The sequence below is a fragment of the Mesorhizobium sp. M6A.T.Ce.TU.016.01.1.1 genome, from assembly GCF_003997065.1.
Lineage (GTDB): Bacteria > Pseudomonadota > Alphaproteobacteria > Rhizobiales > Rhizobiaceae > Mesorhizobium > Mesorhizobium mediterraneum.
In genome coordinates, this window is sequence record NZ_RZTJ01000002.1 from 264890 (window position 1) to 288392 (window position 23503).

General features: G+C 59.7%; 20 protein-coding genes. 8 read left to right on the forward strand and 12 right to left on the reverse strand.

Annotation, left to right across the window (positions count from 1 at the left end):
• Positions 1–25: 25 nt before the first annotated feature.
• The 3 genes from EOC94_RS04585 to EOC94_RS04595 form a co-directional block, all read right to left on the reverse strand.
• Positions 26–1132: a PotD/PotF family extracellular solute-binding protein gene (locus tag EOC94_RS04585; RefSeq protein ID WP_127288829.1), complete on the reverse strand. Its 1107-nt coding sequence runs from the start codon at positions 1130–1132 to the stop codon at positions 26–28.
• 35 nt (positions 1133–1167) lie between these two features.
• On the reverse strand, positions 1168–2313 hold the full coding sequence (locus EOC94_RS04590) for an ABC transporter ATP-binding protein (protein WP_245465491.1): 1146 nt from the start codon (positions 2311–2313) through the stop codon (positions 1168–1170).
• A 114-nt stretch (positions 2314–2427) separates the two neighbouring features.
• Entirely contained in the window at positions 2428–3201 is a 774-nt protein-coding gene (locus EOC94_RS04595; protein ID WP_127288831.1) for a glucose 1-dehydrogenase, read from the reverse strand.
• 380 nt (positions 3202–3581) lie between these two features.
• Between EOC94_RS04595 and EOC94_RS04600 the strand changes: the two genes are divergently transcribed.
• Entirely contained in the window at positions 3582–3830 is a 249-nt protein-coding gene (locus tag EOC94_RS04600) for a type II toxin-antitoxin system VapB family antitoxin (RefSeq protein WP_127288833.1), read from the forward strand.
• Positions 3831–3995: 165 nt separating this feature from the next.
• Here EOC94_RS04600 and EOC94_RS04605 read toward each other — a convergent pair whose 3' ends face one another.
• A complete protein-coding gene (locus EOC94_RS04605) occupies positions 3996–4235 on the reverse strand; it encodes a hypothetical protein (protein ID WP_127288835.1) in 240 nt (79 codons plus the stop codon).
• A 253-nt stretch (positions 4236–4488) separates the two neighbouring features.
• A complete protein-coding gene (locus tag EOC94_RS34000) occupies positions 4489–4860 on the reverse strand; it encodes a hypothetical protein (RefSeq protein ID WP_164897491.1) in 372 nt (123 codons plus the stop codon).
• On the opposite strand from EOC94_RS34000, the gene EOC94_RS04610 reads away from it, so the two are divergent.
• Positions 4853–5371 carry a transglutaminase-like cysteine peptidase gene (locus tag EOC94_RS04610; RefSeq protein WP_245465506.1) on the forward strand — a complete coding sequence of 173 codons (519 nt, stop codon included), beginning with the start codon at positions 4853–4855 and terminating at the stop codon, positions 5369–5371. The genes EOC94_RS34000 and EOC94_RS04610 overlap by 8 nt on opposite strands.
• Positions 5372–5579: 208 nt before the next feature.
• On the opposite strand, the gene EOC94_RS04615 is transcribed toward EOC94_RS04610, so the two are convergent.
• A complete protein-coding gene (locus tag EOC94_RS04615) occupies positions 5580–6656 on the reverse strand; it encodes a helix-turn-helix domain-containing protein (protein WP_210212059.1) in 1077 nt (358 codons plus the stop codon).
• A gap of 159 nt (positions 6657–6815) precedes the next feature.
• Here EOC94_RS04615 and EOC94_RS04620 point away from each other — a divergent pair, with 159 nt between their 5' ends.
• The 6 genes from EOC94_RS04620 to EOC94_RS04645 all read left to right on the forward strand — a co-directional run bounded on the left by EOC94_RS04620 (position 6816) and on the right by EOC94_RS04645 (position 15871).
• On the forward strand, positions 6816–9182 hold the full coding sequence (locus EOC94_RS04620; protein ID WP_127288841.1) for a glycoside hydrolase family 3 C-terminal domain-containing protein: 2367 nt from the start codon (positions 6816–6818) through the stop codon (positions 9180–9182).
• An 86-nt stretch (positions 9183–9268) separates the two neighbouring features.
• Entirely contained in the window at positions 9269–10504 is a 1236-nt protein-coding gene (locus EOC94_RS04625) for an ABC transporter substrate-binding protein (protein ID WP_126103100.1), read from the forward strand.
• A gap of 98 nt (positions 10505–10602) precedes the next feature.
• Complete coding sequence (locus EOC94_RS04630) at positions 10603–11478, forward strand: sugar ABC transporter permease (RefSeq protein ID WP_245465492.1); 876 nt, start codon at positions 10603–10605, stop codon at positions 11476–11478.
• A complete protein-coding gene (locus EOC94_RS04635) occupies positions 11475–12359 on the forward strand; it encodes a carbohydrate ABC transporter permease (RefSeq protein ID WP_095486314.1) in 885 nt (294 codons plus the stop codon). Before EOC94_RS04630 ends, EOC94_RS04635 begins: the two co-directional genes overlap by 4 nt.
• Positions 12360–12361: 2 nt before the next feature.
• Positions 12362–13432 (forward strand): ABC transporter ATP-binding protein, encoded by a 1071-nt coding sequence (locus EOC94_RS04640; RefSeq protein WP_127288843.1) that lies wholly within the window; start codon positions 12362–12364, stop codon positions 13430–13432.
• 63 nt (positions 13433–13495) lie between these two features.
• Positions 13496–15871 (forward strand): glycoside hydrolase family 3 C-terminal domain-containing protein, encoded by a 2376-nt coding sequence (locus EOC94_RS04645; RefSeq protein WP_245465493.1) that lies wholly within the window; start codon positions 13496–13498, stop codon positions 15869–15871.
• Between the two features lie 711 nt (positions 15872–16582).
• Here the strand turns inward: EOC94_RS04645 and EOC94_RS04655 are convergent.
• The 6 genes from EOC94_RS04655 to EOC94_RS04680 all read right to left on the reverse strand — a co-directional run bounded on the left by EOC94_RS04655 (position 16583) and on the right by EOC94_RS04680 (position 23385).
• Positions 16583–18184, reverse strand: coding sequence for a GMC family oxidoreductase N-terminal domain-containing protein (locus EOC94_RS04655; RefSeq protein WP_127288845.1), 1602 nt, complete (start codon positions 18182–18184; stop codon positions 16583–16585).
• A gap of 60 nt (positions 18185–18244) precedes the next feature.
• Positions 18245–19282 (reverse strand): extracellular solute-binding protein, encoded by a 1038-nt coding sequence (locus tag EOC94_RS04660; RefSeq protein WP_127288847.1) that lies wholly within the window; start codon positions 19280–19282, stop codon positions 18245–18247.
• A 103-nt stretch (positions 19283–19385) separates the two neighbouring features.
• Complete coding sequence (locus tag EOC94_RS04665; RefSeq protein ID WP_095486319.1) at positions 19386–20174, reverse strand: ABC transporter permease; 789 nt, start codon at positions 20172–20174, stop codon at positions 19386–19388.
• Positions 20171–21070: an ABC transporter permease gene (locus tag EOC94_RS04670; RefSeq protein WP_095486320.1), complete on the reverse strand. Its 900-nt coding sequence runs from the start codon at positions 21068–21070 to the stop codon at positions 20171–20173. Before EOC94_RS04670 ends, EOC94_RS04665 begins: the two co-directional genes overlap by 4 nt.
• Positions 21067–22161 (reverse strand): ABC transporter ATP-binding protein, encoded by a 1095-nt coding sequence (locus EOC94_RS04675; protein WP_127288849.1) that lies wholly within the window; start codon positions 22159–22161, stop codon positions 21067–21069. The genes EOC94_RS04670 and EOC94_RS04675 overlap by 4 nt, the downstream gene beginning before the upstream one ends.
• 93 nt (positions 22162–22254) lie before the next feature.
• Positions 22255–23385, reverse strand: coding sequence for a branched-chain amino acid ABC transporter substrate-binding protein (locus EOC94_RS04680; protein ID WP_127288851.1), 1131 nt, complete (start codon positions 23383–23385; stop codon positions 22255–22257).
• Positions 23386–23503 lie beyond the last annotated feature (118 nt).

Genomic DNA, 23503 nt, shown 5'->3' on the forward strand with positions numbered 1-23503 from the left:
CACGAGGGCACCGGCCAATCTGGCGTCAACCCTGCATGATCGCCTTGAACTTGGAAAACCACTCGCTCTCATTCTCGACCTGGATCTTCGACGAGATGCGGATGAGGCGCTTGAAATCCGCTTCGGTGGTCGGATAGGACGGATCGCCCACCAGATCTTTCGGTGGTGTGAGGCCCGGCACCACGCCCGGCAAGCCGAGGCCATCCAACCAGACCTGCTGCGCTTCCTTGGTCAGCGCATGGTTGATGTACTGCTTGGCCCAGTAGAGTTCGTTTTCCGGCAGGCCTTTTGGAATCCACAAACCGTCCGTGTCGAACTTCGCACCCTCTTCCGGCACGACCCATTCGATTTTCACACCGTTCTTGCGGGCCTCCCGGGCGTTGGTCGAAATGGTGCAGGCAGCGTCGATCTCACCGTTCTGGAACCAGGTGGTGAAGTCGGGATCCTCGCCGAGCAGCGGTTGCTGCGCCTTCATCTTGGTGATGAAATCCCAGGCCGGCTGCATATTGCCGGGGATGTCCGCCAGCTTGCCACCACCGGCGACCTGCGCCGGGAAATGGAAGCCGATGCCGTCATTGTAGAAGGCAAGCCGGCCCTTGAACATCGGGTCGAGCAGATCTTTCCAGGACTTGGGCGGTCCGTCCGGGAATGCCGCAGGCCGATAGGCAAGCACATAGACATAGCCGTAGGTATTGACGATCGGGAAGCCTTCCAGGCCGGCCGGCTTGGCAAGGTCCGTCACATTGGCGAGGTTCGGCAGGTCGGAGAGGTCTTCGGTCACGCCGCGCAATGCTGACTTCGTGGCATTGGTGGTGGTGTCCCAGTTGATGTGGATCGGCGGGACCCGGTTCTGCGCAACGGCGGCCCAGACCTTGGGCTGGATCTCGTTGTCTTCGGTCAGGTCGTGACGGACGGCAATCCCCGTCATTTTGGTGAAGCTGTCGGACACGCCGGCCTTCAGGCTATCCACCCAGCTGCCGCCCCAGGCGCGCACGATGATCTCCGCCGGCTTTTCCGGTTCCTGCGCATAGGCGCCGCGCAGGCCGAGCGCTGAGGCGCCGCCAAGCGCGGCAGTGGCCTGAAGGAAGGTTCTGCGGGAAAGATGGGATAATGTCGGCTTGAAACGCTTCATCTGCATTCTCCTCTGGGTTTGACCGGTTTCCGGTTCTATCGAAAAACAAGCATATCCCTGGCGTTCCACCCCAGGAACACGCTTTCGCCTATGTCGAACTGCGTGTGCGCGGCGGCATCATGGTCGAAAACGCGAATGATCTCGTCGCCAATCGCGGCGCAGGCTACCTCGTAAACCATGCGCTCGCCTTCGAAGATCGTGTCGGTCACAGTCCCAGCCAGCACGCAATCGAGCTTCGACAGCTGAGCAGCATCGCCGGCGAGACGGATCTGTTCGGCGCGGATTGCTCCCGATGCATTGCCACCCTCCGCAGGTGGATTGACCGGATCGCCGACCTTGCCGGCAAGCATCAGATCACCCCGAAGGATGGAGACGTCGCCGGCTTCAGAGACGGACCGTACCGTACCGGCAATGAAGTTGGTGACGCCGATGAAGTTGGCGACGAAGGCGTTGCGGGGCTGGCGGTAGGTCTGGATCGGTTGCGCCTTCTGCTGGATCTCGCCCTGATCCATGACGACAATGTCGTCGGAAACCACCAACGCCTCGCGCTGGTCGTGGGTGACGTTGATCGTGGTGACGCCGAGTTCGCGCTGGATGCGACGGAATTCGAGTTGCATTTCCTCACGCAGTTTTCGGTCGAGCGCAGCCAGCGGCTCGTCGAGAAGCAGCAGGTCGGGCTCGAACACCAGCGCACGCGCGATCGCGACGCGCTGCTGCTGCCCGCCGGAAAGTTCGTGAATGCGCCTACCGCCATAGCCCCCGAGCCGGACCAGCGCGAGATATCGCTCGACGCGTTCGGGAATGGTGCGTGCGTCGCGCCGGCGCATCTTCAGCGGGAAGGCGACATTCTCGGCCGCCGTCATATGTGGAAACAACGCAAGCCTCTGAAAGACCATGCCGATCGACCGCTTGTGCGGTGGTACTGCGCTCACCGCTTCGCCATTGATGAAGATCTCGCCGCTGCTCGGGGTCTGGAACCCGGCGATCATTCGCAGGAGGGTTGTCTTGCCGGACCCTGAAGGTCCCAGAATGGTGAGAAACCGGCCCTTCGGCAGATCGAAGGACGCATTCTTGACGGCATGAACCCCATCGAAGTCCATCCCGACGTTGCGGACCGCGACTGCGATTTCCCTGCCGCCTTCTGCTTCGTGTGAAGCTATGGCCCGGAAAGCCTCCTGCATTGTGGTTCCCCTTTTTGTCGCCGGTCGCATGCAAGAACGATCAGCGTATCAGGTAGTATATACAACCATATACAAGGGGTCTACACGATCCTTTTTGCACCGCACCTATATCGCTCAGATAGATGCGAGATAGCCTCCGTCGACGGGGATGCAATGCCCGGTGATATAGGCCGATGCCCCGCTCGCCAGGAACACCACGGCCCCGGCCAAATCCTGCATCGTGCCGAAGCGCCGCTGCGGGATCTTGGCCAGCATCGCCGTCTGCCAGTCGGGATCCTCATAGAAGACATCCGTCATCGCCGTATGGAAATAACCCGGAGCGATGGCGTTGACGCGAATACCGAGCGATGCCCATTCCGCGGCGAGGGCGCGCGTCATGCCTAGAAGGCCAGACTTGGATGAGCCGTAAGGTACGGCGGTCGGAATACCGACATAGGAGGTCAGCGAGCAAAGATTGATGATCGCGCCGCCGCTCTTGTCGGCAGCCATCCGTCGCGCCGCAGCCTGCGCGCAGAAGAAGGCGCCCTTCAGGTTGGTTGATACGATGCGATCCCACACCGCCTCGTCTACGTCGAGCGAGGGCTGGACTTGCTCATAGCCGGCGTTGTTGACCAGAATGTCGAGCCCGCCAAAGGCTTCCGCGACCTCGTCGACCACCACGCGGATGCGTTCTGTGTCGAGCACGTCGAGAGACCGGCAAAGCGACCTACGCCCGAGTGCGCCAATTCGGTCCGCCGTCTCACGAAGGGATGTTTCGTCGCGGGCGGTCACCGCGACGTCGGCACCAGCCGCACAGAGCGCCTCCGCAATAGCCTGGCCGATGCCGCGGCTGGCGCCCGTCACCAGTGCCTTTTTTCCCGTCAGATCGAACAAGCGGCCGGCGTCCATGGCGTCACGGTTCCTGCATTCGCGAAAATTGCATGCGGGAAACGAACACCAGTTGCGGCCGGTTGTCTATACATCTTGCGATCTTCGCTGCCGGCCGATCACTGACCAGCGCCGGTGCGGGATTGATGTAAAGGTTTTCGGGGCCAGCCTTCGTCTCCTGTAGCAATCCTGCTCGGTCAGCTCTTTCCGATAAACCGAGGCCGCTTGGCGATGCGGGCCGAAGATGACCTCGACCAGCTCACGCTTCCGGCAGGGCCGTCGCACAAACACAGAAGATCAGCAAACGATCAGTTGACGGTGAAATCCGGATGGCAAGCCATCATCCCGCCATCTTGCTGGCAAGGCGAGGACGGTCAATATTTACGGCAAAGGAGTTCCATGTGGCCGAACCTCAGCTTTCCGTACGCAGCGCCAAAGCGCGTGATCTTGCACGCCGGCTTGCTCGACGCGAGAACCGCTCGATCACCGAGGTAGTTGAACGTGCGCTGGAATACTATGAGGTCCGGGAAGCAGGTCGCGAGCCGGCATCGACGTTCTACGCTCGTATTGCTAGCGCCTATGGCACCGAAGTCGACCTTGAAGCAGTGATCCGGGATGATCGGCAGGTTCATGAGGGACCTGAGCTCTAATCGTTCGCGACCTGACCCACTCAATGCTGTCGTCCGAGACGTTCAATTCATCCAAGGCGGCACGATTTTCTTGCGCCGCCTGTCCAACCACCCTCGTTGTACGGCGGGTGATTGGACATTTGTTGGATCGCCATGCGGAAAATGGCGGGAGACAAGTTCAGTATGTTAGCGGCCCGCCCATGGTGCACGACGCTTAAGAGCCTTGCCGGACTGTGGCTGTTCTTCTTTCGGGGCTACCACAGACAGAGGCAAGGAAGCCGCATGATTGGTATCTACGGTCATTTCGCTGTTGTCGACACCAGTAGCGAATCCGCGGGTCGGGTCGCGGTCTGGGTTTTGATTGGCAGCGAGAGAGACCCCTGTCGACAAGGCGAGGAGGGCCAAGACTGTTACAAGCTTGTTCATCGTATTTTTCCTTTCTTAGAATGAGCAGACTTGCCAATCGGCGCCTCGCGCGCGGTGCCGTATTGACTCCTGCTTGCGAAACCGCGGTCGGCTTTCTGTCTCGTCACCATGACGAGACTTCCTGCTCACGATTGAATTTACGCTACGCCTGTCGCAGAGGTTTGCCCGAGCTCCATCGAAATGTAACCGAATGTATGCAAGAGCCTCGTGGCTCCCCGGATTTCCGTCGCTTCGATAAATTTGGCTACAATTTTTATTCGGTCGCTTGTCCGCGTTTGGGCCGCCTATGACCGAACTTCGCCGATGCGGCCATGCGACAACACGCGAAGGTCATGACCTTCCAGTGGCTGTGGAAGTTCTCCAGCGTTGACCGCGCGGCGCCCAGCGTCAGGCCGCTGGTGGCTCGCGATCGCGGCTTTAAGCCGCGCGTCGGCTGCGTTGATGTGCTCATGAAAAGATGGTAACGCAATATTAAATAGTGTTTCGGGTCGTTACCTTTGGCGGGGCGAATGGGATTGGTGATACCGCGGGCATGGCTGTGTGCCGGCCTCCTGATGGGCTTGATGATGTCCGCGACGCCGATCGAGCAAGCTTCGGCCGATGCGGTGCATGGTGCCATGGCCATCGGGCAGCGGACCTCCGTCCCGGTCGGCTATATCGAATTCTGCCGACGGCAGGCCGCAGAATGCAGAATACGATCAGGCAAGGCTCCGCCAATCCTTATGAGCAGAGGAATGGAAGACAAGCTCGCGTCCGTCACCAAGCTCGTGAACAGATCGATCAAGCCTGCGAGCGATCTTGCCGTTCACGGAACGATGGAATTCTGGTCCTATCCTGACAGCGCGGTCGGCGACTGCGAGGACTACGTCCTGCTTAAGCGCCAGATGCTCAATTTGGCGGGCGTATCGCTCTCGAACCTTCTGATCACTGTCGTCAAAAAGAAGGACGGCGAGGGGCACGCGGTGCTGACGGTCAAGACCGACAAAGGCGACTATGTGCTCGACAACCTCAACGACGATGTGAAGCTTTGGTCGGAAACTGGATATAGATTTCTAAAAAGGCAATCGTCCACAGACACAGGGCGCTGGGTTGCGATACTTGAACACCCCGATGTCCTGGTCGGGGCAGTCGACTAAGCCTTGAGAATCGCGCCTGGACTACACTTGGCACCTCCCATGCCATGTCCGAGAATAGCAGAGTTGGACAGAGGTCGTGTGAAACGCGATTTGCGTGACAGGCCTAGACGGCCTCCGCTCGCTAGCATGGCTCGGGTTTCAGACGATGGGCGCTGCAGTCGACCGGCGCAGACCTCATGCCACAACTCGTATAAGCGGAGATGGGAATTCAATCCAAACTTGCACTATGTGGCGCACGAAGCGCGATTTGTTTGCGTCCCGCTACATTGATGCCAACCGCAATTTCGGCGGCCTTGCCAAGATCGGCTGCATAGCGGAGGAGAATCCTTTGTGCCTCCACGGTATCTTCTTCCGTGAGTACGCTTTGTACCCCCGGCAGATGGCGCGCGCGTCGAAACTCCGCGGGGCTGCACCCGAAACGGCCCCTGAACTTATTGTAGAACACAGCAGGATTGCCGAAACCGTTTCGCTCCATGATCACACCAACGGTATGATCTGTCCGGTGGAGTTCGTCCGCTGCGGTGTCCAAGCGCAGGCTTTGGCAATAGTCGCGGTAGCCTATGCCCAAATGGCGCTTGAACAGGCGGGAAAGGTGGCTCAGCGTCAGTCCTTCAGCCGCGGCAATCGCACTCAGTCGCTGATTGTCTAATTGCCCTTCGACTGCACCCATGATCCTCAGGATTCGGTCTCGACTGTCGGACCGCAGGGGCGCTGCATCGCTATCTGCTTTCAGATGCGGGATCTGCCGATAGATGAAACAGGCAAGAAGATTGGCAACAGTCTGCCGAACTATGACCTCCTCGGGGCGACTCGTCTGATCAAGGATCAACCGGGCCATGAAAGCCTTTATCGGCGCGATCCGATTCATGAACGGACGGCTATGGAGGAAGGTGCGGCAAAGGTAATGCCGGGATGCAAAACCGGGCAGGCCCATGCGCTCGAAATATCCAACATCGAGATGCGCGCCGCAGATCAGAGCATCGCGCGAAATCGAAGTCGAATTGTGCGGGACGTCGCTATTTATGATGATCACGTCATCCTGCTTCATCTCGCAAGCCTGCTCGTCGACGACTAGGCGGAAGCTGCCTCGCAGCACGAAAAGTATCTCCATTTCACGATGCCAATGATAGGGCACATTGGCACGGCCATGCATGAAGGCACGGCAGTGAAAATCCTCCGCAGGCGCATGATCCTCGAAGCTACTGTCGCGGATTTGCAGTTCGCCGTCGGTTTTGAGATAAGCGATATTCATCATGGTTCCCAGGCCAACCTGCTTACTAGACATCAAAAACTGTCGTAGTTCCAGCGCAAGTTTCGCGGCTAGAAGAGAGCCGTGGCCTCGTGTCATCAATAGATCATCTCTTGGCGCAGCGGCGATGCCGCAATGGTGAGGCGAACCACCAGGGATGACCGGCGCGCGTCCGCAACAGCATATGGAATGACGATGACCTGGAATATTTCCGACAAGGAGCTGACTGGTCTGCTGGCGCAGATGAGCATCGAGGAAAAGGTCGCGATGGTCAGCGGCCACGGCCTCTGGCGGACGGTCGCCAACTACCGTCTTAACATTCCCGAACTGCTGATGACGGATGGCACATACGGTGTTCGCTATTCGATAGAACAGATCGACGGAGCGCATGACGCAGACAACCAGCTCGCCTCATTCCTGAGTGTCGTCAACACCGATCTCTCGACAGGGGTCGACAGTGCATTCGGCTCCACCCGTCCAGCAACATGCTTTCCGAATGGTTCGTCGTTGGCCTGTTCGTGGGATCTCAATCTCGCATATGAACTTGGCGAAGCGCTCGCTGCCGAATGCCAGGCGTTCGGCGTCAACATATTGCTCGGCCCAGGTGTCAATATCCGGCGTACGCCGCTGGCAGGGCGAAGCTATGAATATTACGCGGAGGATCCTCTGCTGACGGGTGATATTGCCGCCGCGGTCATCAACGGCCTTCAGCACAACGGGGTAGGGGCTTCGCTCAAGCATTTCGCGTGCAACAATTCCGAGGTCCAGCGCACGACGATGAGCTCGGTCGTCGAGGAACGTGCCCTGCGCGAGATCTATCTCGCCGGCTTCGAACGGGCGATCCGCAAGAGCGATCCCTGGACCGTCATGAGCTCCTATAACCGGCTCAACGATGTTCAAACCGCCGAAGATCACTGGCTGCTGACCGAAGTGCTGCGCGACGAGTGGGGATATGATGGCGTCGTGGTGTCCGACTGGCACGGCATCAAGGACCGGCCTGCTTCGATGAATGCGGGCAACGACCTCGACATGCCCGAAAGCGGCTCCCGCAAGCAGGAACTTCTGACAGCGGTCGAAGACGGCCAGGTGTCAATGGAGACGCTTGATCGCTCGTGCCTGCGCATCTTGAAGCTTGTGCGTCTGGCCCGAAACGGTGTGAAGCCGAATGCCGAGGCCGACTTCCAAAAGCATCATGCCTTGTCCCGGCGCATGGCGGCCGAGTCGATCGTGCTCCTGAAAAACGAGAACGCCAGCCTTCCCTTGCTCCCCGAGAAGCTCAAAAGGATCACGGTCCTTGGAGCCGCCGCCGTGGAACCGGTCATCCAGGGTTCTGGTTGCGCCACGACGAGGCCGACCGAGGTCGACATCCCGCTGGAGGAAATCCGCAAACGCGCACCCGGCGTGGACATCGACTATCACACGGTCGCGGATTTCGAGGCCGGTGGCAGCTCCGAGGCGGTGGCGCTTGCGGCGGTCGACGCCGCCGACGCTGTCCTGTTTTTCGCCAACACCGAGGTCGGTTATGACGGCGAGGGCTCTGACCGCAAGCATCTCAATCTGCATGACGGCCAGGACGCCCTGATCGAGCGACTATCCGCACGTAAAAGTAAAGTCGTGGTCATTCTCGCGACGCCGGACGCCGTGGTCATGCCCTGGGCCGATCATGTTGCAGCCGTGCTTGCGGCTTTCTTCGGCGGGCAAGGTGCTGGCAGCGCGATCGCCGATGTTCTGTTCGGCAGCCAGAATCCGTGCGGCAAGCTGACCGTGACATTCCCCGTCCAGGTCGAGGACATACCGGGCTACCTCACTTATCCCGGCGAGGGCAACCGCCACATCTATTCGGAGGGCATCCACGTCGGCTATCGCTTCTACGACAAGCGCAAGCTCACGCCGCTGTTTCCTTTCGGTTTCGGGCTGAGCTACACCAGCTTCGAATATTCCAACCTGTCGGTCGATGCCGATCGGATTGATGCGTCGAGCTCGATCACGCTCGCGTTCGATATCACCAACACCGGCAGTGTGGCCGGCAACGAGATCGCGCAGGTTTATGCGCGCCCGCACCAACCGCGGCTGATCCGCCCGATCCGCGAACTCAAGGGCTTCGCGAAAGTCTCTCTCGAGCCGGGCGAAACCAAGCGCGTCGAGATCAAGATCGAGAGCCGCGATTTGCGGTATTATGACCCGCAGTATCGCCGGTGGCTGCTCGATGCCGGCAGCCTGACCTTCGAGGTCGGCGCGTCCTCTCGCGACATCCGTCTGGAGCGGACGGTCGAGGTCGAAGCCGCGGCACTCGCCTCCACCGTCCTCAATGTCGAAAGCCAGCCCTTCCTGGTCTTCGAGCACGAATTCGCCCGCCAGCGCTTCCGTGCCTTCCTCAAGCAGCGGCTCGATCTCAGCGATCAGGAGGCCGACAAGATGCTCGAATACTGCGCCGGCTCCTTCCTCGGAATCCACAAGACCGTCGCCTGGGTCGCGGGCGAGACAATCTCCAAGGCCGAAATGGCCGCATTCCTCGACAGCCTCAACAAGGAGATGGGAATGACGCTCACCAAGGCTGCATAGACACCTGGGCGCCGCCTTGCGCGGTGCCGGACCGAGCGTCTCGGGAACAGAGACCGTGCAATCAATGCCAACCAAGGGGAACTGCCATGAAATTTCGCCACCTATTGTCCACGATGAGCATCCTGGGCGCGTTCGCTGCCTCTAGTCCCGTGCTCGCCCAGACCGTCGACGTGCAGCACTACTGGACGAGTTCGAGTGAATCCAAGGCGATGAACACGATCGCCGACAGCTTCAAGCAGCGCGGCGGAAAATGGATCGACAGCCCGTCGGCCGATTTCGACGCGGCGCTTGCGGCGGCAACCAGCCGGATTGCCGGCGGGCAGCCGCCATCGGCGATCCTGATGACGCCAAGCTCGGCGCTGCGCGACCTTGCCAGCTCCGGTCAGCTTCGAGATTTCGACGATCTCGCCGCCAAGGGCGGTTGGCAAAAGGTGATGGCGCCGATTGTGTGGGACAAGCTCAATGTCGACGGCCACCTTGTTGCCTTACCCGTCGGGGTGCATGCGCAGAACTGGGTCTGGTATTCCAAGCCCGTTCTGGAGAAACTCAAAATCAGCGAACCGAAGACCTTCGACGAGCTTTTCGCGGCCGCCGATAAGATCAAGGCGTCGGGCGGCATTGGCATCGCTACCGGCGGCGAACCCTGGCAGCAAGTCGGCATCCTCTACAGCGTGTTTCTCGCTCTCGGCGGTCCCGAGTACTGGAATGAATTGATCGTCAAGCGATCCCCCGAGGCGCTCAAATCGCCTGTCCTGACCCAGGCTTTCGATATCTTTCGCAAGGTATCGACCTATGCGGATCCGGCGAGCCCCGGCCGCTCCTGGAACGACACGACGAACCTCGTCGTGACGGACAAGGCCGGTTTCCAGTTCATGGGCGACTGGGCACGGGGCGAGTTCCTCGCTGCCGGCAAGGTCGCGGGTAAGGACTTCGGGTGCTTCCTGACGCCGGCTGAAAAGCCAGGATACGCGATCCTGATCGATGTCTTTGCATTCCCGGTGAACACCGACGACGACCGAATCAAGGGCCAGACGCTGCTCGCGGACTCGATCATGGAGCCCGCTGTCCAGGAAACGATCGCCGAGGTCAAAGGCTCTGTCCCGTCGCGGACGGATGTGGATACGTCCAAGCTCGACACCTGCGCGCAAATCGGATCCAAGGCGCTTGCCACGCCGGGCGCCGCGGTCCAGGCAGCCTATGATGCGCTCGCAGGCGACCTTAACGGCCAGGTGACGGATCTGGCCGGGCAGTTTTGGACCGACAAGTCCATGACCACGCAAGCGGCCGTCGAGAGCTTTAGCAACATTCTGCAGAGCGAGTAAGAATCACGCAACCGGCTGGCGGCATCGCTGGCTGGTTGCCAACCCTTGCACTCGCGGGTCGCTCGGCATGACGCACCTATGATCCTGAAAGCGGTTTCATGAGAACCTGGTTGCATCGGCAGACGTTCAGGCCGGACATGACGGTCGTCTTCTTCTTCGGCATCGTGGCGGTGTTTTTCTACGGATCGATCTTCTGGACCGGCTACATGTCCCTGACGCGGTCGACGCTGATGCCCAATTACAATTTCGTGGGCTTCGACCAATATATCAAGCTCTTCACGAACCACCGCTGGCTGGTGTCTTGCCTGAACATGGTGATTTTCGGCGTGCTCTACATCGTTGGCACGCTCGCCTTCGGCACGCTGCTTGCCGTTTTCGCCGACCGCCGCATCAGGGCCGAGTCGCTGTTTCGAACCATATTCCTCTATCCGCTCGCCGTATCGCTGATCGTCACCGGTCTTTCCTGGCGTTGGGTGCTCGACCCTGTGAACGGCTTGCAGGGGCTTGTGCGCGGCATGGGTTGGGAGAATTTCAGCTTCGACTGGCTCACCGATCCCGACCGGGCGATCTACACGCTGGTGATTGCCGGCATCTGGCATTCGGCCGGGTTGATCATGGTCATCATTCTCGCCGGCTTGCGCGGCGTGGACGAAGACCTCTGGAAGGCGATCCGCATGGAGGGCATTCCCCTCTGGCGTGCCTATCTGCAAGTCATTTTTCCCGGTATGCGGCCGGTCGTGGCTTCCTGCGTCGTGCTTTTGATGTCGGACGTTATTCGAGGCTACGACCTTGTCATCGCCATGACCAAGGGAGGGCCCGGCATTGCCACGGAAATGCCGGCGAAGTTCGCTGTCGACTATTATTTCGCACGGGTCAATCTCGGCCTGGCTTCCGCCGCCTCGATCGCGATGCTGGTCCTCTCGCTCTTGCTGTTGGCACCTTATTTCTACAGTGAGTTCAGGAGGCGCACGTGACGCGAAGCCTTCCTGGCGAACGCTCCGTGTTCGGCCCACGCGCGGCGCGTCTCGGTCTCTATGCGTTTCTCTTCGCTTCGGCCGCCTTCTTTCTCCTGCCGCTGCTGCTGGTGATCAGCAACTCGCTGAAGCCGATGGAGGAAATCCGCCAGGGCAATCTTCTCGCTCTCCCCGTCAAGCCGACTTTCGATGCGTGGCTGACGGCATGGAAAAGTGCTTGCACCGGGCTCGAATGCGGCGGGGTGCGCCCAGGCCTGTGGAACTCGATCAAGATCACCGTTCCAGCCGTCGTGATCTCGACGCTGGCAGGCGCGCTCAACGGCTATGCGCTGGCGCAGTGGAAGTCACGCCACGCCAACCTGATCATGCTTCTCGTCATGGTCGGCCTATTCATCCCCTATCAGGCGATGCTCTATCCGACGGTGAAGATCCTGAGCAGCCTCAGTCTGTTCCGCACCTATAGCGGTATCATTCTTGTCCATGTCGTCTACGGCTTGCCTTATACGACGCTGCTGTTCCGAAACTTCTACGTTGGCGTGCCGGAGGAGATCAGCCGGGCCGCGCGCATGGAAGGCGCCAGTTTTCTCAGGACGTTCCGGTCCGTCATTCTCCCGCTGTCGACCAACATCCTGGTCGTCGTGGCGATCCTGCAATTCACCGGCATATGGAACGATTATCTGCTCGGGCTGATCTTCGCCGGCAACGACAATTTGCCGATGACGGTTCAGCTCACCAACATCGTCAACAATGCTCGGGGTTCGGCCTCGCCCAATGTCAACATGGCCGCCGCGGTCATCACCGCCATTCCGACGCTCATCGTCTATTTCCTCTCCGGCCGCTATTTCGTGCGCGGCATCGCCGCCGGTGCTGTGAAGGGTTAGCCATGTCCAGTGTATCCATCCGGAAAATCAGGAAATCCTTCGCCGGTCTGACCGTCCTGGATTCGGTCGACATGGAGATCGCTCCCGGCGAATTCATTGTCATTTTAGGTCCCTCGGGGTGCGGAAAGTCGACCCTGCTCAACGTGATCGCCGGACTTGACGATTGCGACTCCGGCCAGATCGTGATCGACGCAGTCGATGTCAGCGGCCTGGAGCCAAGCCAGCGGGGACTGGCGATGGTGTTTCAATCCTATGCGCTTTTCCCTGCCATGACCGTGCGGCGCAATCTCTCCTTCGGCATGGAAGTCGCTGGCACGCCCAAGCCGACGATCGTGCAAAAGGTAGACTGGGTGGCGAAGCTCCTGCAAATCGAGGCGCTGCTCGACCGCAAGCCGGGCCAGTTGTCAGGCGGTCAGCGCCAGCGGGTCGCGATCGGCCGAGCGCTCGTGCGCTCGTCCAGCATCTGCCTTTTCGACGAGCCGCTGTCGAACCTCGACGCCAAGCTGCGCGCCGAGACGCGCGTCGAGCTCAAGCAACTGCACGAGACGCTGAAGTCCACCATGATCTATGTGACGCACGACCAGATCGAAGCCATGACAATGGCCGATCGCGTGGCCGTGATGCACAGGGGTAGGGTCGAGCAGTTCGCTCCTCCGCAGTCCATCTACGAGAAGCCGGCAAGCCTCTTCGTCGCCGGCTTCGTGGGATCGCCTGCTATGAATCTTCTCGAGGGCAGCCTGGACGGCGCGGCGCGCTTTCTGGTCGGTCAGCGCAGCATCAGTTCCTCCGCCTATCCTTTCGAAGATCCGTCAACCGCGGGCGAGGCGGTGCTCGGCATTCGGTGCGAGGACATCGACGTCGTCGAGCCGGGTTCGCCTGACAGCATTCCCGCCAAGCTCGCCTTCACCGAACTTCTGGGCGCCGATGCCCTCGGCTGGTTCGACTGCCTGGGCAAACGCATGAGCGTCAGGCTCGGTGTTGATGCCGCCCGCTCGATGCGGAAGGAGGTCGGCCTTCGGTTCGACATGGCGAAGGCTTCCTTCTTTTCAGCGTCGACCGAACGGCGGCTGTGAGGGACACGAGAGCTCAATCAACCGGCGGCACAAACGCCGCCGAGGCATCCATGGAGACTTCGGTTGTCGTATGAAAAGCTGATGGATGGCGCGTTCGATGCGCTGATCGAAGAGATGACGGATGCGGAGAAGGTGTCGCTTGTTTCGGGCCACCGCATGTGGAAGACGGCAGCGATCGAGCGTCTGGGCATCCCGCAGATCGTCATGACCGACGGCACCTACGGGGTGCGTTACTCCATCCCGCAGATCGATCAGGATGAAGCCGGGGGCCAGGATTTCGCGGCGTTTCTCTCCGTCGTCGACCAGAAGGCCGATGACGTGCAGATTGCCTGGGGACAGGTCAGACCCGCGACCTGCTTTCCAAACGGATGCAGCATCGCCTGTTCGTGGGACACAGACCTTGCGCGTGGGTTGGGCGAGGCTCTCGCCCGCGAATGTCAAGAAGCCGGCGTTCATCTGCTGCTCGGACCGGGGATCAACATCCGTCGCACCCCGCTCGGCGGCCGCTCCTACGAATATTATTCCGAAGATCCGATCCTTACGGGGGATTTCGCGGCCGGCGTCATCGGCGGGCTGCAGGAGAACGGCGTTGGCGCATCGCTGAAGCATTTCGCCTGCAACAATTCCGAAGTCGAGCGAACGACCATGGATTCCGTGGTCGAGGAGCGCGCGCTGCGGGAGATATATTTGAGCGGCTTCGAGCGTGCGATCGCCAGGAGCAATCCCTGGACCGTGATGAGTTCTTACAATCGTCTGAACGGTGTCCAGGCTGCCGAGAACCGTTGGCTCCTCGACGAGGTGTTGCGAGGCGAGTGGGGCTATGACGGCGTGGTTGTCTCCGACTGGCACGGCATCAAGGATCGACCGGCCTCGCTGGCGGCCGGCAACGACCTGGATATGCCGGAAAGCGAAACGCGCAAGGCCGACCTGCTGGGGTCGATCAAGGCGGGCAGGATAGACTGCGCCGTGCTCGACAAGGCCTGCGCACGCATGCTCGGTCTGATCCGGCGCGCCAAGCGCGGGGAAGCCCGGGGGCGGGTTTTCGATCGTGCCGAGCATCATTCGCTGGCCCGCCGGATGGCGGCCGAATCCATCGTTTTGCTGAAAAACGAGGGCGCACTCCTGCCGATCTCGCCAGCGAAGGTGAAGCGTATTGCGATCGTGGGTGAGGGAGCCCGCACCCCCGTTATCCAGGGCTCCGGCTGCGCCACGACGCCACCGACCTCGGTGGACGTGCCGTTGGACGAAATCCGCAAACTCGCCGGCGCCGATATCCAGATCGAAATCTTCCGGGGCACGAGCGGGATCGCCGAGGACCGCGAGACGCTGATTGCTGAAGCCGAGACGGGCGCCGCCGGGGCCGACATGGTCATCGTGTTCGTCAATGTCGAGAGCGGCTATGACGGCGAGGGCTCCGACCGCCGCACGCTTGATCTCGCGCACGGCCATGACGAATTGATCGAACGGCTGGCCGCCGCCAATCCAAATCTGGTTGTCGTCATTGCCAGCCCCGACGCCGTTGTCATGCCGTGGATCGACAAGGTGCAGGCCGTGGTCGAAACCTTCTTTTCCGGTCAGGCCATGGGCGGCGGCCTCGCCGATATCCTGTTCGGCCGGGTTAACCCGTGCGGCAAGCTTACCACGACCTTCCCGAAACGAATGGAGGACATGCCGGCCTATCTCACCTATCCGGGCGAGAATGGGCGCCACCTTTACAGCGAAGGCATCCATGTCGGCTATCGGTGGTACGATGCCCGCGACATCGAGCCGCTTTTTCCGTTCGGCTTCGGATTGAGTTTTACCGAGTTCGCCTACTCCGATCTCTCGCTGGACCGGTCGGAAATCCGGCGTGGTGAACGCGTTTCCGCGAGCTTTACCGTTACCAACACCGGAGCGGTGGAAGGCAAGGAAATCTGCCAGCTCTACGCCCGTTACGGCAAGCCCCGCCTCAAACGGCCAATCCGCGAACTGAAGGGCTTCTGCAAGGTTGCGCTGCGCCCCGGCGAAAGCCGCAGGGTCAGCATCGAGTTGACAGCGCAGGATCTCTGCGCCTTCGACCCGGCGCGCGGAGACTGGACGCTCGATAGCGATACGATCGGGATCGAGGTCGGTTCGTCATCGAGGGATATCCGGCTGGTGGCGCCTCTGCGAACCATTTCTTCCGTCTCGGAACATCGGCCCATCGAATGGGACACACAGCCGGTCTTCGTGCTTCGAAATCCGATCGCACGTCGAAAATTCGTCGCCTTTCTGCAAGGCCAGCTCGGCATCTCAGCGCAGGAGGCGGATACGATGCTGGAGCACTGCGCCAATTCCTTTTTCGGCATATTCACGACCTTCGACCGCCGGTTTCGCCGCAGTTTTCCGAAAGCCGACATCGAAAGACTGCTCTGCGAGATCAATGGCGAGACAGATGAGCGGGACTATCAAGCCGCGTAAGCTCTGCACGGGTGCTCCCCTGCCGCAACGACCCAATCGTCTTTGATCTCTATTGGTCAGTGCGCCGCTGAAAAGGTGGATCGTCGGAGTCGGGCGGACGTGCGGTCTACTGGGAATGGCTGACGCCGGAAGAGCGGAAGGCTGTTGCGGCGATCAAGGCCGCCTTCGATCCGCTGGGCATCATGAATCCTGGCTGCCTAATGCATGTCGCGCAAAAGTGCGCAGCGGTTTTGCGATAACGACATGCATAAAAACAAGAACTTAAAGCGCGTCGCATGAATCCGTTCAAACGCGACGCACTTTAGTGTCCGGCTGATATTTGTGCCGATTCCGCTCGACGCTACGATTCCCGGCAGCGTTGCAACGGGACCCTCTGCCGCGTCTGGTGGGCCGCGCTCACCCGTAGCGGGAGCAAATCGCGTACACAGCGGCCAGATAGGTGAGTGCAATCGTGACGTAGGAGACCGCGAGTTCGACTGCGATAGAGGTGATTTGAAACAGCATCACCGAGAAAGCCTTTGTTAACCCTAACTTATTAATACGCGCTAATTCTGACTCTTACCACCCCCAAGAACAAGATACGCAACTACTGTCGGCAGCTTTGCCGTTCAGCATGGGACCACACATTGTGCGCACGCTAGCACCTGCGCGGCGCGGCAGGCGCCAAGTCCGATGCGTTGTATTTTCTAACGCTGAGACCAAAAGCGGCGTTTACTGGCCCAAGATCATGTCTGAAGCTCTCTGTCCGATCATCATACTGGGCGCATTGGTGTTGCCGCCGATCAATTTCGGCATGACAGACGCATCCGCGACCCGCAAGCCTGCGATGCCGCGCACCTTGAGCGTTGCCGGATCGACGACAGCCATCGCATCCGTCCCCATCTTGCAGGTTCCAACTGGGTGATAGACGGTCAGCGCTTCGGCGCGCAGATAGGCCAGGATTTCGTCGTCGCTACGCACATCCTTGCCCGGCAGCATCTCCCTGCCTCTGATCTCGTCGAACTCGGGTGCAGCAAAGATCTGACGCGCAATCTTGATGCCTTCGACCAGCACCTTGGCGTCCTTCTCGTCGGAGAAGAACCGGTGGTCGATCAAGACATCCCGGCTCGATGCATGGCCGGACAATTTGAGTTCGCCAACGCTTTTGGGCCTAAGGACGCAGGTGTGAATTGCGTACCCATGCCCATACTCCAGCAGTCTGCCGCGATGGCTGCGATAGCCGGGCACAAAGTGGAACTGAATGTCGGGAATGCCATCTGCGTACTTCGTTTTGGCAAAGCCGCCGGCCTCGACATAGTTCGTGCTGAGCATGCCCTTTCGGCCGACGAAATACTGAAAAGGCGCTGCTAACATGCGGGGGAGATTCAGCAGCGACAGGCCCAGCGTCTTGGTGCTTGAGGAGCGGACTGTGATCATGCCGTCCACATGGTCCTGCAGGTTCTTGCCCACTCCCGCCAGATTAAGGATCGGATCTATGCCGATCTCTCGGAGCTCGGCCGCCGGGCCGATCCCGGAAGCTAGCAAAATCTTCGGTGAGCTGATCGCGCCGGCCGAGAGCACGATCTCGCGGTTAGCAGATAGCGTCTTCTGCTCGCCCTGGTGCCGCACCCTTACGCCCGCTGCACGCGCCTCCGTTATTTTGAGGTCGATAACTTCGCATTCGCTCAGAACGGTGAGATTTTTGCGATCGAGCACCGGGCGCACGAAAGCGGTGAAACTGCTGAAGCGCTGACCGCGATCTTGCGTGACATTGTATATCCCGAGGCCGAACTGGCTTTCGGCATTGAAATCGTCGTTGACAGGGAGGCCCGAATCGTTCCCGGCTTTGACGAACATCTTTGAAAGCACGTTCGGATCGCGTGGGCTGTCGACCAGCAGCTCTCCGCTTGTGCCGTGGTACTGGGGGTTTTGGCCAAGCAGATTGCGCTCGAGCTTCTTGAAGACGGGAAGCACGTCGCTATACGCCCAACCTGTGCAGCCGAGCCGCGACCACTCGTCATAATCTTGGGCGGCGCCCCTGATATAGACCATCGAGTTGATCGAGCTCGAACCGCCCAGCGCCTTGCCACGATTGACCGGAATCCTGCGGTTATCGAGGTGCGGCTGAGGCACGCCGACAAAGCAATAGTCATAATTCGGATTGCCGTAGAGCGAGAGGATTCCCGCCGGCACTCTCACCCGCACGCTGTTGTCGCTTCCGCCGCCCTCGACGAGGCAGACCCGCACGGATGGGTTCGCGCTCAGGCGATTGGCGAGGACGCAGCCTGCCGAACCTGCGCCAACCACGACATAATCATAAGTATCGGCCGACATTCACCGCGCCTTCAAAGAAAATGGAACGGGCCGGAAATCTTGGTAACCGGCCCGCCGACCTTACTGGAGGAGTTGCGTCCAGACTTTCGTGACAAGTTCCTGCGCTGCAGGCGAACACGCTTCGCCCATTTTCACCGGAACGGTTGGGAAAAGTTCGGGAGCGTTTTCCTTGGAGTAGAGCGCTTTCGTCTCGTCGATCTTCACCGGGGAGGAATGACCGTAGTAGTTGTACTCGGCCGTCGCGTTGTCGATCTCAGCCATAAAGTCGATGAACTTCTTGGCATTGTCGATATTGGCCGCACCCTTCGGCACGACATAGGAGTCCAGCCAGCCGACCAGGCCTTCCTTAGGCATCGCGTACTCAACGTTGGCCTTGTCGTTGCGGCGAACGCGCATGGTATTGCCGTCCCACCAGAAGTGGGCGCCAACCTCGCCGCCACCGATCCGGTTCTCGATATTGTCGCTGGAGTAGGCCGCGACGTAGGGCTTTTGCGCTTGTAGGAGATCGAGAACGCGCTTCATTTCCTGAGGATCTTCGCTGCAGTATTTGATGCCGAGATAATTCTGCGCAGCCGAAACGACTTCGTCTGGCTGCGCAAGGCTGGCGATTTTACCTTGCAGTTCGGCCGGCGGCTCAAAATAGGTCTTCCAACTATCGACCGGACCCTTGTAGACGTCGCGGTTGACCGTGTAGCCGGCGTTGCCGAAGGCAAGCGGGATCGAATGATTGCCGGTCGGATCCCACCATGGCTTCTGCCATTCCGGCAGGATTTGCTGATAGGCAGACATGCTGCTGGCTCCGATGTCCTCGAGCAGCCCGCTGTCTATCATGATCTTCACAAAATGCTGCGAGGGCGTCACGATGTCGTAGCCGGAGGAGCCGGCTTGCAGCTTGGTCAGCAGGTCCTCGTTGGAGGAGAAGGCGTCGACGGTGACGTCGATACCCGTTTCCTTTTCGAATTTTGCGACGACGTCCGGAGCGATGGAGTCGGCCCAAGCGTAGATCGAAAGCTTGCCTTCAGCATGAGCCGAGACGCTGAAGGCCAGTCCTAGCGCGCTGGCGACGACGAGTGATGTGACGCGCGGATTTTTGAACATGTCGTTCCCCTTAATTTCTTGTTCTCCAAGGCAACGATAGCCCACATGCGCCAGCAATAAATTTGAATTCGCCGATGTGGTGGTTAGGTAAAAACTTGCTTCGCTATCTCTGCCGCTGCAGCAGAAAAGCGACCGTCGCCAGCGCGATAGAGGCCAGCATTATCAATGTCGATATTGCGTTGAGCTGCGGCGACACGCCTTGCTTGATCAGCGAGAAGACGTAAACGGGCAGAGTGGTCGCGCCGCCGGAATTCAAGAGATTGCTGGTGATGAAATCGTCCATCGAGATGACGAACGCAAGCATCGCGCCGCTGAGCACTCCCGGTAGAATGAGCGGCAGAGTTACGCGTCGGAAAGCGATCCATGCCGACGCGTAAAGATCGCGCGCGGCTTCTTCCAGATCAGCATCCATGCCCTGCAGGCGGGCACGTATGGGCAGGAATGCGAACGGGATGCAGAAAGTCGTATGCGCGATGATCAGCTTTACGATGCCATTCGCGAGGCCGATCTGGGAAAACAGGATCAGCGTGGCAACGGCAACGACAATTTCCGGCAGCAGCAGAGGCAGATTGACGACTGTCTCGGAAAGGCCGCGGAAACGAACGTCCCTTCCGCGCACGATTACCAATGCGGCCATTAGAGCCACGATTGTCGAGATCGTGGTAGCGATGACGGCGACGATGAGTGACACCTTCACAGCGGAAACCAGCGCTGAGTTGGATAGCGCCGCCGTATACCAATGAAGCGAAAAACCGCCCCAATTGGAAACGATGCGATTGGCGTTGAACGAGTAGAATACCACCACCGATATGGGCAGATAGAGATAGACGAAGAAAAGCAGGCTGAAGAGCCCGAAACCGGGGTAGCGCCTGACATCGGAACCGTTTGTCATAGTGCGAGCTCCGTCGTTTCCCTCCGTACGGCCCGCAATCCTCTGGCAACAAGGAATATCAGAACTGCCGTCATCAGAACGATGGATATGGCAGCGCCCAACGGCCAATTGCGCGCCGCGCCGAATTGCAGTTGGATCAGATTTCCCATCATCATCGACTTGCCGCCGCCGAGCAGCGTCGGCTCCAGCACTGCGCCGAGGCACGGAACGAAGACCAGAATAGCGCCAGCCAGCATTCCCGGCTGACAGAGAGGCAGGATGACACGGTGTAGCGTGATGAGGCGGCTTCCGTAAAGATCGTGCGATGCCTCGATAAGCGCCGGGTCGAGTTTCTCGATGGAGGCGAAAATCGGCAAAATCATCAGCGGGATGTAGCTGTAAACGAGGCCGATCAGCATGGCGGTGTCACCGAACAGCAAACTGTCCATATCATCGATCAACCCGAGCGCGCGCAACGTCTTTTCGATCACGCCTTCATTGCCGAGAATGATGATCCAGGAGTAGACGCGCACGATCATCGAGACCCAGAACGGCAAGGTTACGAGATAGATCAGAGCGACCTTGAGCGACGGCTTTTGCAACGAGATGAAATGGGCGACCGGGAAGCTGAGGACCAAGCAGATCAGCGTCGTCCCGGCCGAAAGCAGGAGAGTTCTCGCAACGACGATCAGATATTGTGGATTAAATTCGAGCTCGCCCGCCCAGCCTTCATTGAACAGTATCTGCTTGTAGGGTGCGGTGGTGAAAACATATTCGAAACCACCATACGGTCCACGGGTAGAGAACGAGACGAGAACGATGATGCCGACCGGTATGATCAATGTGAGGAACATGATCAGATGCGTCGGCAAAAGCCCCAGCACGTTCCAGCCCGGGCTCTTGATATGCCGCGTCATGCACCGAGGATCCGCACGGATTCGGCGGCAAAGCCGACTTTCACCGACTGCCCGATCTCGAACATCTGGCCGCGGCTGACACTGTTGCGCTTGGAAATGCGCAGCCTGGTGCCGCCCGTTTCAACGAGATAGTATGTGTAGCCGCCGAGATAATTGGTGCCCATGATCGTGCCATCGACAGCTATCGGGTTGTCCTGGGCAGGCAGGCTGATTTTCTCCGGGCGTATCGACATGAAGGCCTTCTGGCCGGCGACTGCTTTCTTGTGAGAAGCCGTCAAGGTCATGCCGAGCTGCGTTGTCACGGTCGCCTGCTCGCCGTCGACGGCAATCACCTCGGCGTCGAGGAAATTGGTCTCGCCGATGAAGTCGGCGACGAAGCGGTTTGACGGCTCCTCGTAGATCGCAGCGGGCGTGCCAAGCTGTTGGATTTCGCCATCGCCGAGAACGCAGATGCGATCCGACAGGTCGAGAGCTTCTTCCTGGTCATGGGTGACGAAGACGAAGGTGATACCGGTCTTGCGCTGCAGGATGCGCAGCTCGTCGCGCATGGCCTGGCGTAGCTTCAGGTCGAGTGCCGAGAGGGGTTCGTCGAGCAAAAGGACTTCCGGTTCCGGCGCCAATGCGCGGGCGAGCGCGACGCGCTGGCGCTGGCCGCCCGACAATTGCTGCGGCTTGCGCCCGGCAAATGCCTCCATATGGACCAGACGCAGCATATCGGCGACGCGCGCTTCACGGCGGTCTTTTGACCAGCCCAGGTTTTCAAGCCCGAAGCCGATGTTCTGTTCAACGCTCATGTGCGGAAACAGGGCGTAACTCTGGAACACAGTGTTGACCCGCCGCTTATGCGGCGGCAGTCCCTGTATGTTCGAGCCGTGCAGGAAAATTTGACCCGTCGTTGGCTGCTCGAAGCCGGCGATCATGCGCAACAGGGTGGTCTTGCCGCAGCCGCTCGGGCCAAGCAGCGTAAAGAACTCGTTGTCGTAGATGTCGAAGGAAACGGGCTTCAACGCCTGATAGGTGCCGAATACCTTGGACACGCCCTTGATCTCGACAGCCTTTCGAGGTGCGCGCAGGCCGGCCTCATCATTCATGGTCTGGGCGCTCCGGTAAGTCTTTGCGAGCTAGGGCGATGAAGGATTTTCAACGCCGCGCCACCAAGGGTGGGCGCGGCGTTGATCAGGTGATTACATCTTCTCCCATTTGCCGCTGCGGACCACGAACATGTCGACGTCGATTGCCATGTTGGTCTGTCCGTTCGCGTCGAACGAGACGTCTCCCAGAATGCCGTCGTGATGGATGTCACGAATGGCTTTGCTCAGCGCCTCCTTGTCGTCGACGCCCTTTTCCTTGATGACATCGAGCAGGATCTGCGTGGCCTCATAGGCATACTTGGCGTAGGAACCGGCAGGATCGGTGTAGCCCTTGGTTTCATAGGCCTTGCTGAATTCGTCGAGCTTCGGGTTCGACTGTACGGCCGGGGTTCCCGCAATGGTGCCCTCGGAGGCTGCGGCTGCGATCTCGATGAACTTCGGATCGTAGATGCCCGAAATTCCGTACATGGGCAGACTGCCCATTCCAAGATCGGCCATCTGGCTGCGCACAAGCGCTGCTTCGGTGACAACACCACCGAAGTAGACCGCATCAGGCGCCGCCGCCTTCGCCGTGGTCAACATGGCGCGGAAATCGGTGGTGCCGACCGCGGCTGCGTCCGACGAGACGATCTCTCCGCCGGCGGCCTTGAAGAAATCGCCGAACCACTTGGTGTTGGCCGCGCCGTAGTCGGTCGTATCGGAGATGATGGCGATCTTCTTGACCTTGCCTTGCTTGGCAATGACTTCGGCCAACGGCTTGTTTTCGTTGACCAATGTTGGCGTGACGCGGGTCACGTTCGCGAAATTCTGCTCGGTGATCTTCGGGCTGACCGCGCCCCAGACGATGAACGGCATCTGCGCGCGATTGAAGACCGGGATCGTCGCCAGCGCGACCGAGCTGTTCCAATGTCCGGTCGCGGCAATCACCGACGGATCGTTGACCAGCTTTTGGGCCGCCGAGACGCCGACGGCCGGATCGGAGGCGTCATCGAGGACGATGCCTTCCACCTGGTGCGGATAGCCGCTGGCATTGGCTTGCTCGATCGCGAGCAGGAAACCGTTGCGGGCGCCAAGGCCCTGCTGGGCGTTTCCGCCGGACAACGGTCCAATGAAACCGAGTTTGATCTGGTCGGCCTGAGCCTGGGCGGCACCCAGTGCAATGGCGAACAGAGACCCAGCCAGAATTGACGATACGCGGATAAGCGCGCTGCGCCTGTTTTGCATGGTTCCACCTCAATAGAATTATCTGCCGCCGTCGTAGCGACCCGGCCGATCGTGATCGTCGGCTGATCATCAGTGTATTGGCGCGTATTCGGTGATGAAATTCGGAAATTGTGACTCG

Coding starts and splice junctions, on each gene's coding strand:
- EOC94_RS04585 (WP_127288829.1), bottom strand. CDS start 1,132: ATGAAGCGTTTCAAGCCGACATTATCCCATCTTTCCCGCAGAACCTTC.
- EOC94_RS04590 (WP_245465491.1), bottom strand. CDS start 2,313: ATGCAGGAGGCTTTCCGGGCCATAGCTTCACACGAAGCAGAAGGCGGC.
- EOC94_RS04595 (WP_127288831.1), bottom strand. CDS start 3,201: ATGGACGCCGGCCGCTTGTTCGATCTGACGGGAAAAAAGGCACTGGTG.
- EOC94_RS04605 (WP_127288835.1), bottom strand. CDS start 4,235: ATGAACAAGCTTGTAACAGTCTTGGCCCTCCTCGCCTTGTCGACAGGG.
- EOC94_RS04610 (WP_245465506.1), top strand. CDS start 4,853: ATGGCCATCGGGCAGCGGACCTCCGTCCCGGTCGGCTATATCGAATTC.
- EOC94_RS34000 (WP_164897491.1), bottom strand. CDS start 4,860: ATGGCCATGGCACCATGCACCGCATCGGCCGAAGCTTGCTCGATCGGC.
- EOC94_RS04615 (WP_210212059.1), bottom strand. CDS start 6,656: ATGTCTAGTAAGCAGGTTGGCCTGGGAACCATGATGAATATCGCTTAT.
- EOC94_RS04620 (WP_127288841.1), top strand. CDS start 6,816: ATGACCTGGAATATTTCCGACAAGGAGCTGACTGGTCTGCTGGCGCAG.
- EOC94_RS04625 (WP_126103100.1), top strand. CDS start 9,269: ATGAAATTTCGCCACCTATTGTCCACGATGAGCATCCTGGGCGCGTTC.
- EOC94_RS04630 (WP_245465492.1), top strand. CDS start 10,603: ATGAGAACCTGGTTGCATCGGCAGACGTTCAGGCCGGACATGACGGTC.
- EOC94_RS04640 (WP_127288843.1), top strand. CDS start 12,362: ATGTCCAGTGTATCCATCCGGAAAATCAGGAAATCCTTCGCCGGTCTG.
- EOC94_RS04655 (WP_127288845.1), bottom strand. CDS start 18,184: ATGTCGGCCGATACTTATGATTATGTCGTGGTTGGCGCAGGTTCGGCA.
- EOC94_RS04660 (WP_127288847.1), bottom strand. CDS start 19,282: ATGTTCAAAAATCCGCGCGTCACATCACTCGTCGTCGCCAGCGCGCTA.
- EOC94_RS04665 (WP_095486319.1), bottom strand. CDS start 20,174: ATGACAAACGGTTCCGATGTCAGGCGCTACCCCGGTTTCGGGCTCTTC.
- EOC94_RS04670 (WP_095486320.1), bottom strand. CDS start 21,070: ATGACGCGGCATATCAAGAGCCCGGGCTGGAACGTGCTGGGGCTTTTG.
- EOC94_RS04675 (WP_127288849.1), bottom strand. CDS start 22,161: ATGAATGATGAGGCCGGCCTGCGCGCACCTCGAAAGGCTGTCGAGATC.
- EOC94_RS04680 (WP_127288851.1), bottom strand. CDS start 23,385: ATGCAAAACAGGCGCAGCGCGCTTATCCGCGTATCGTCAATTCTGGCT.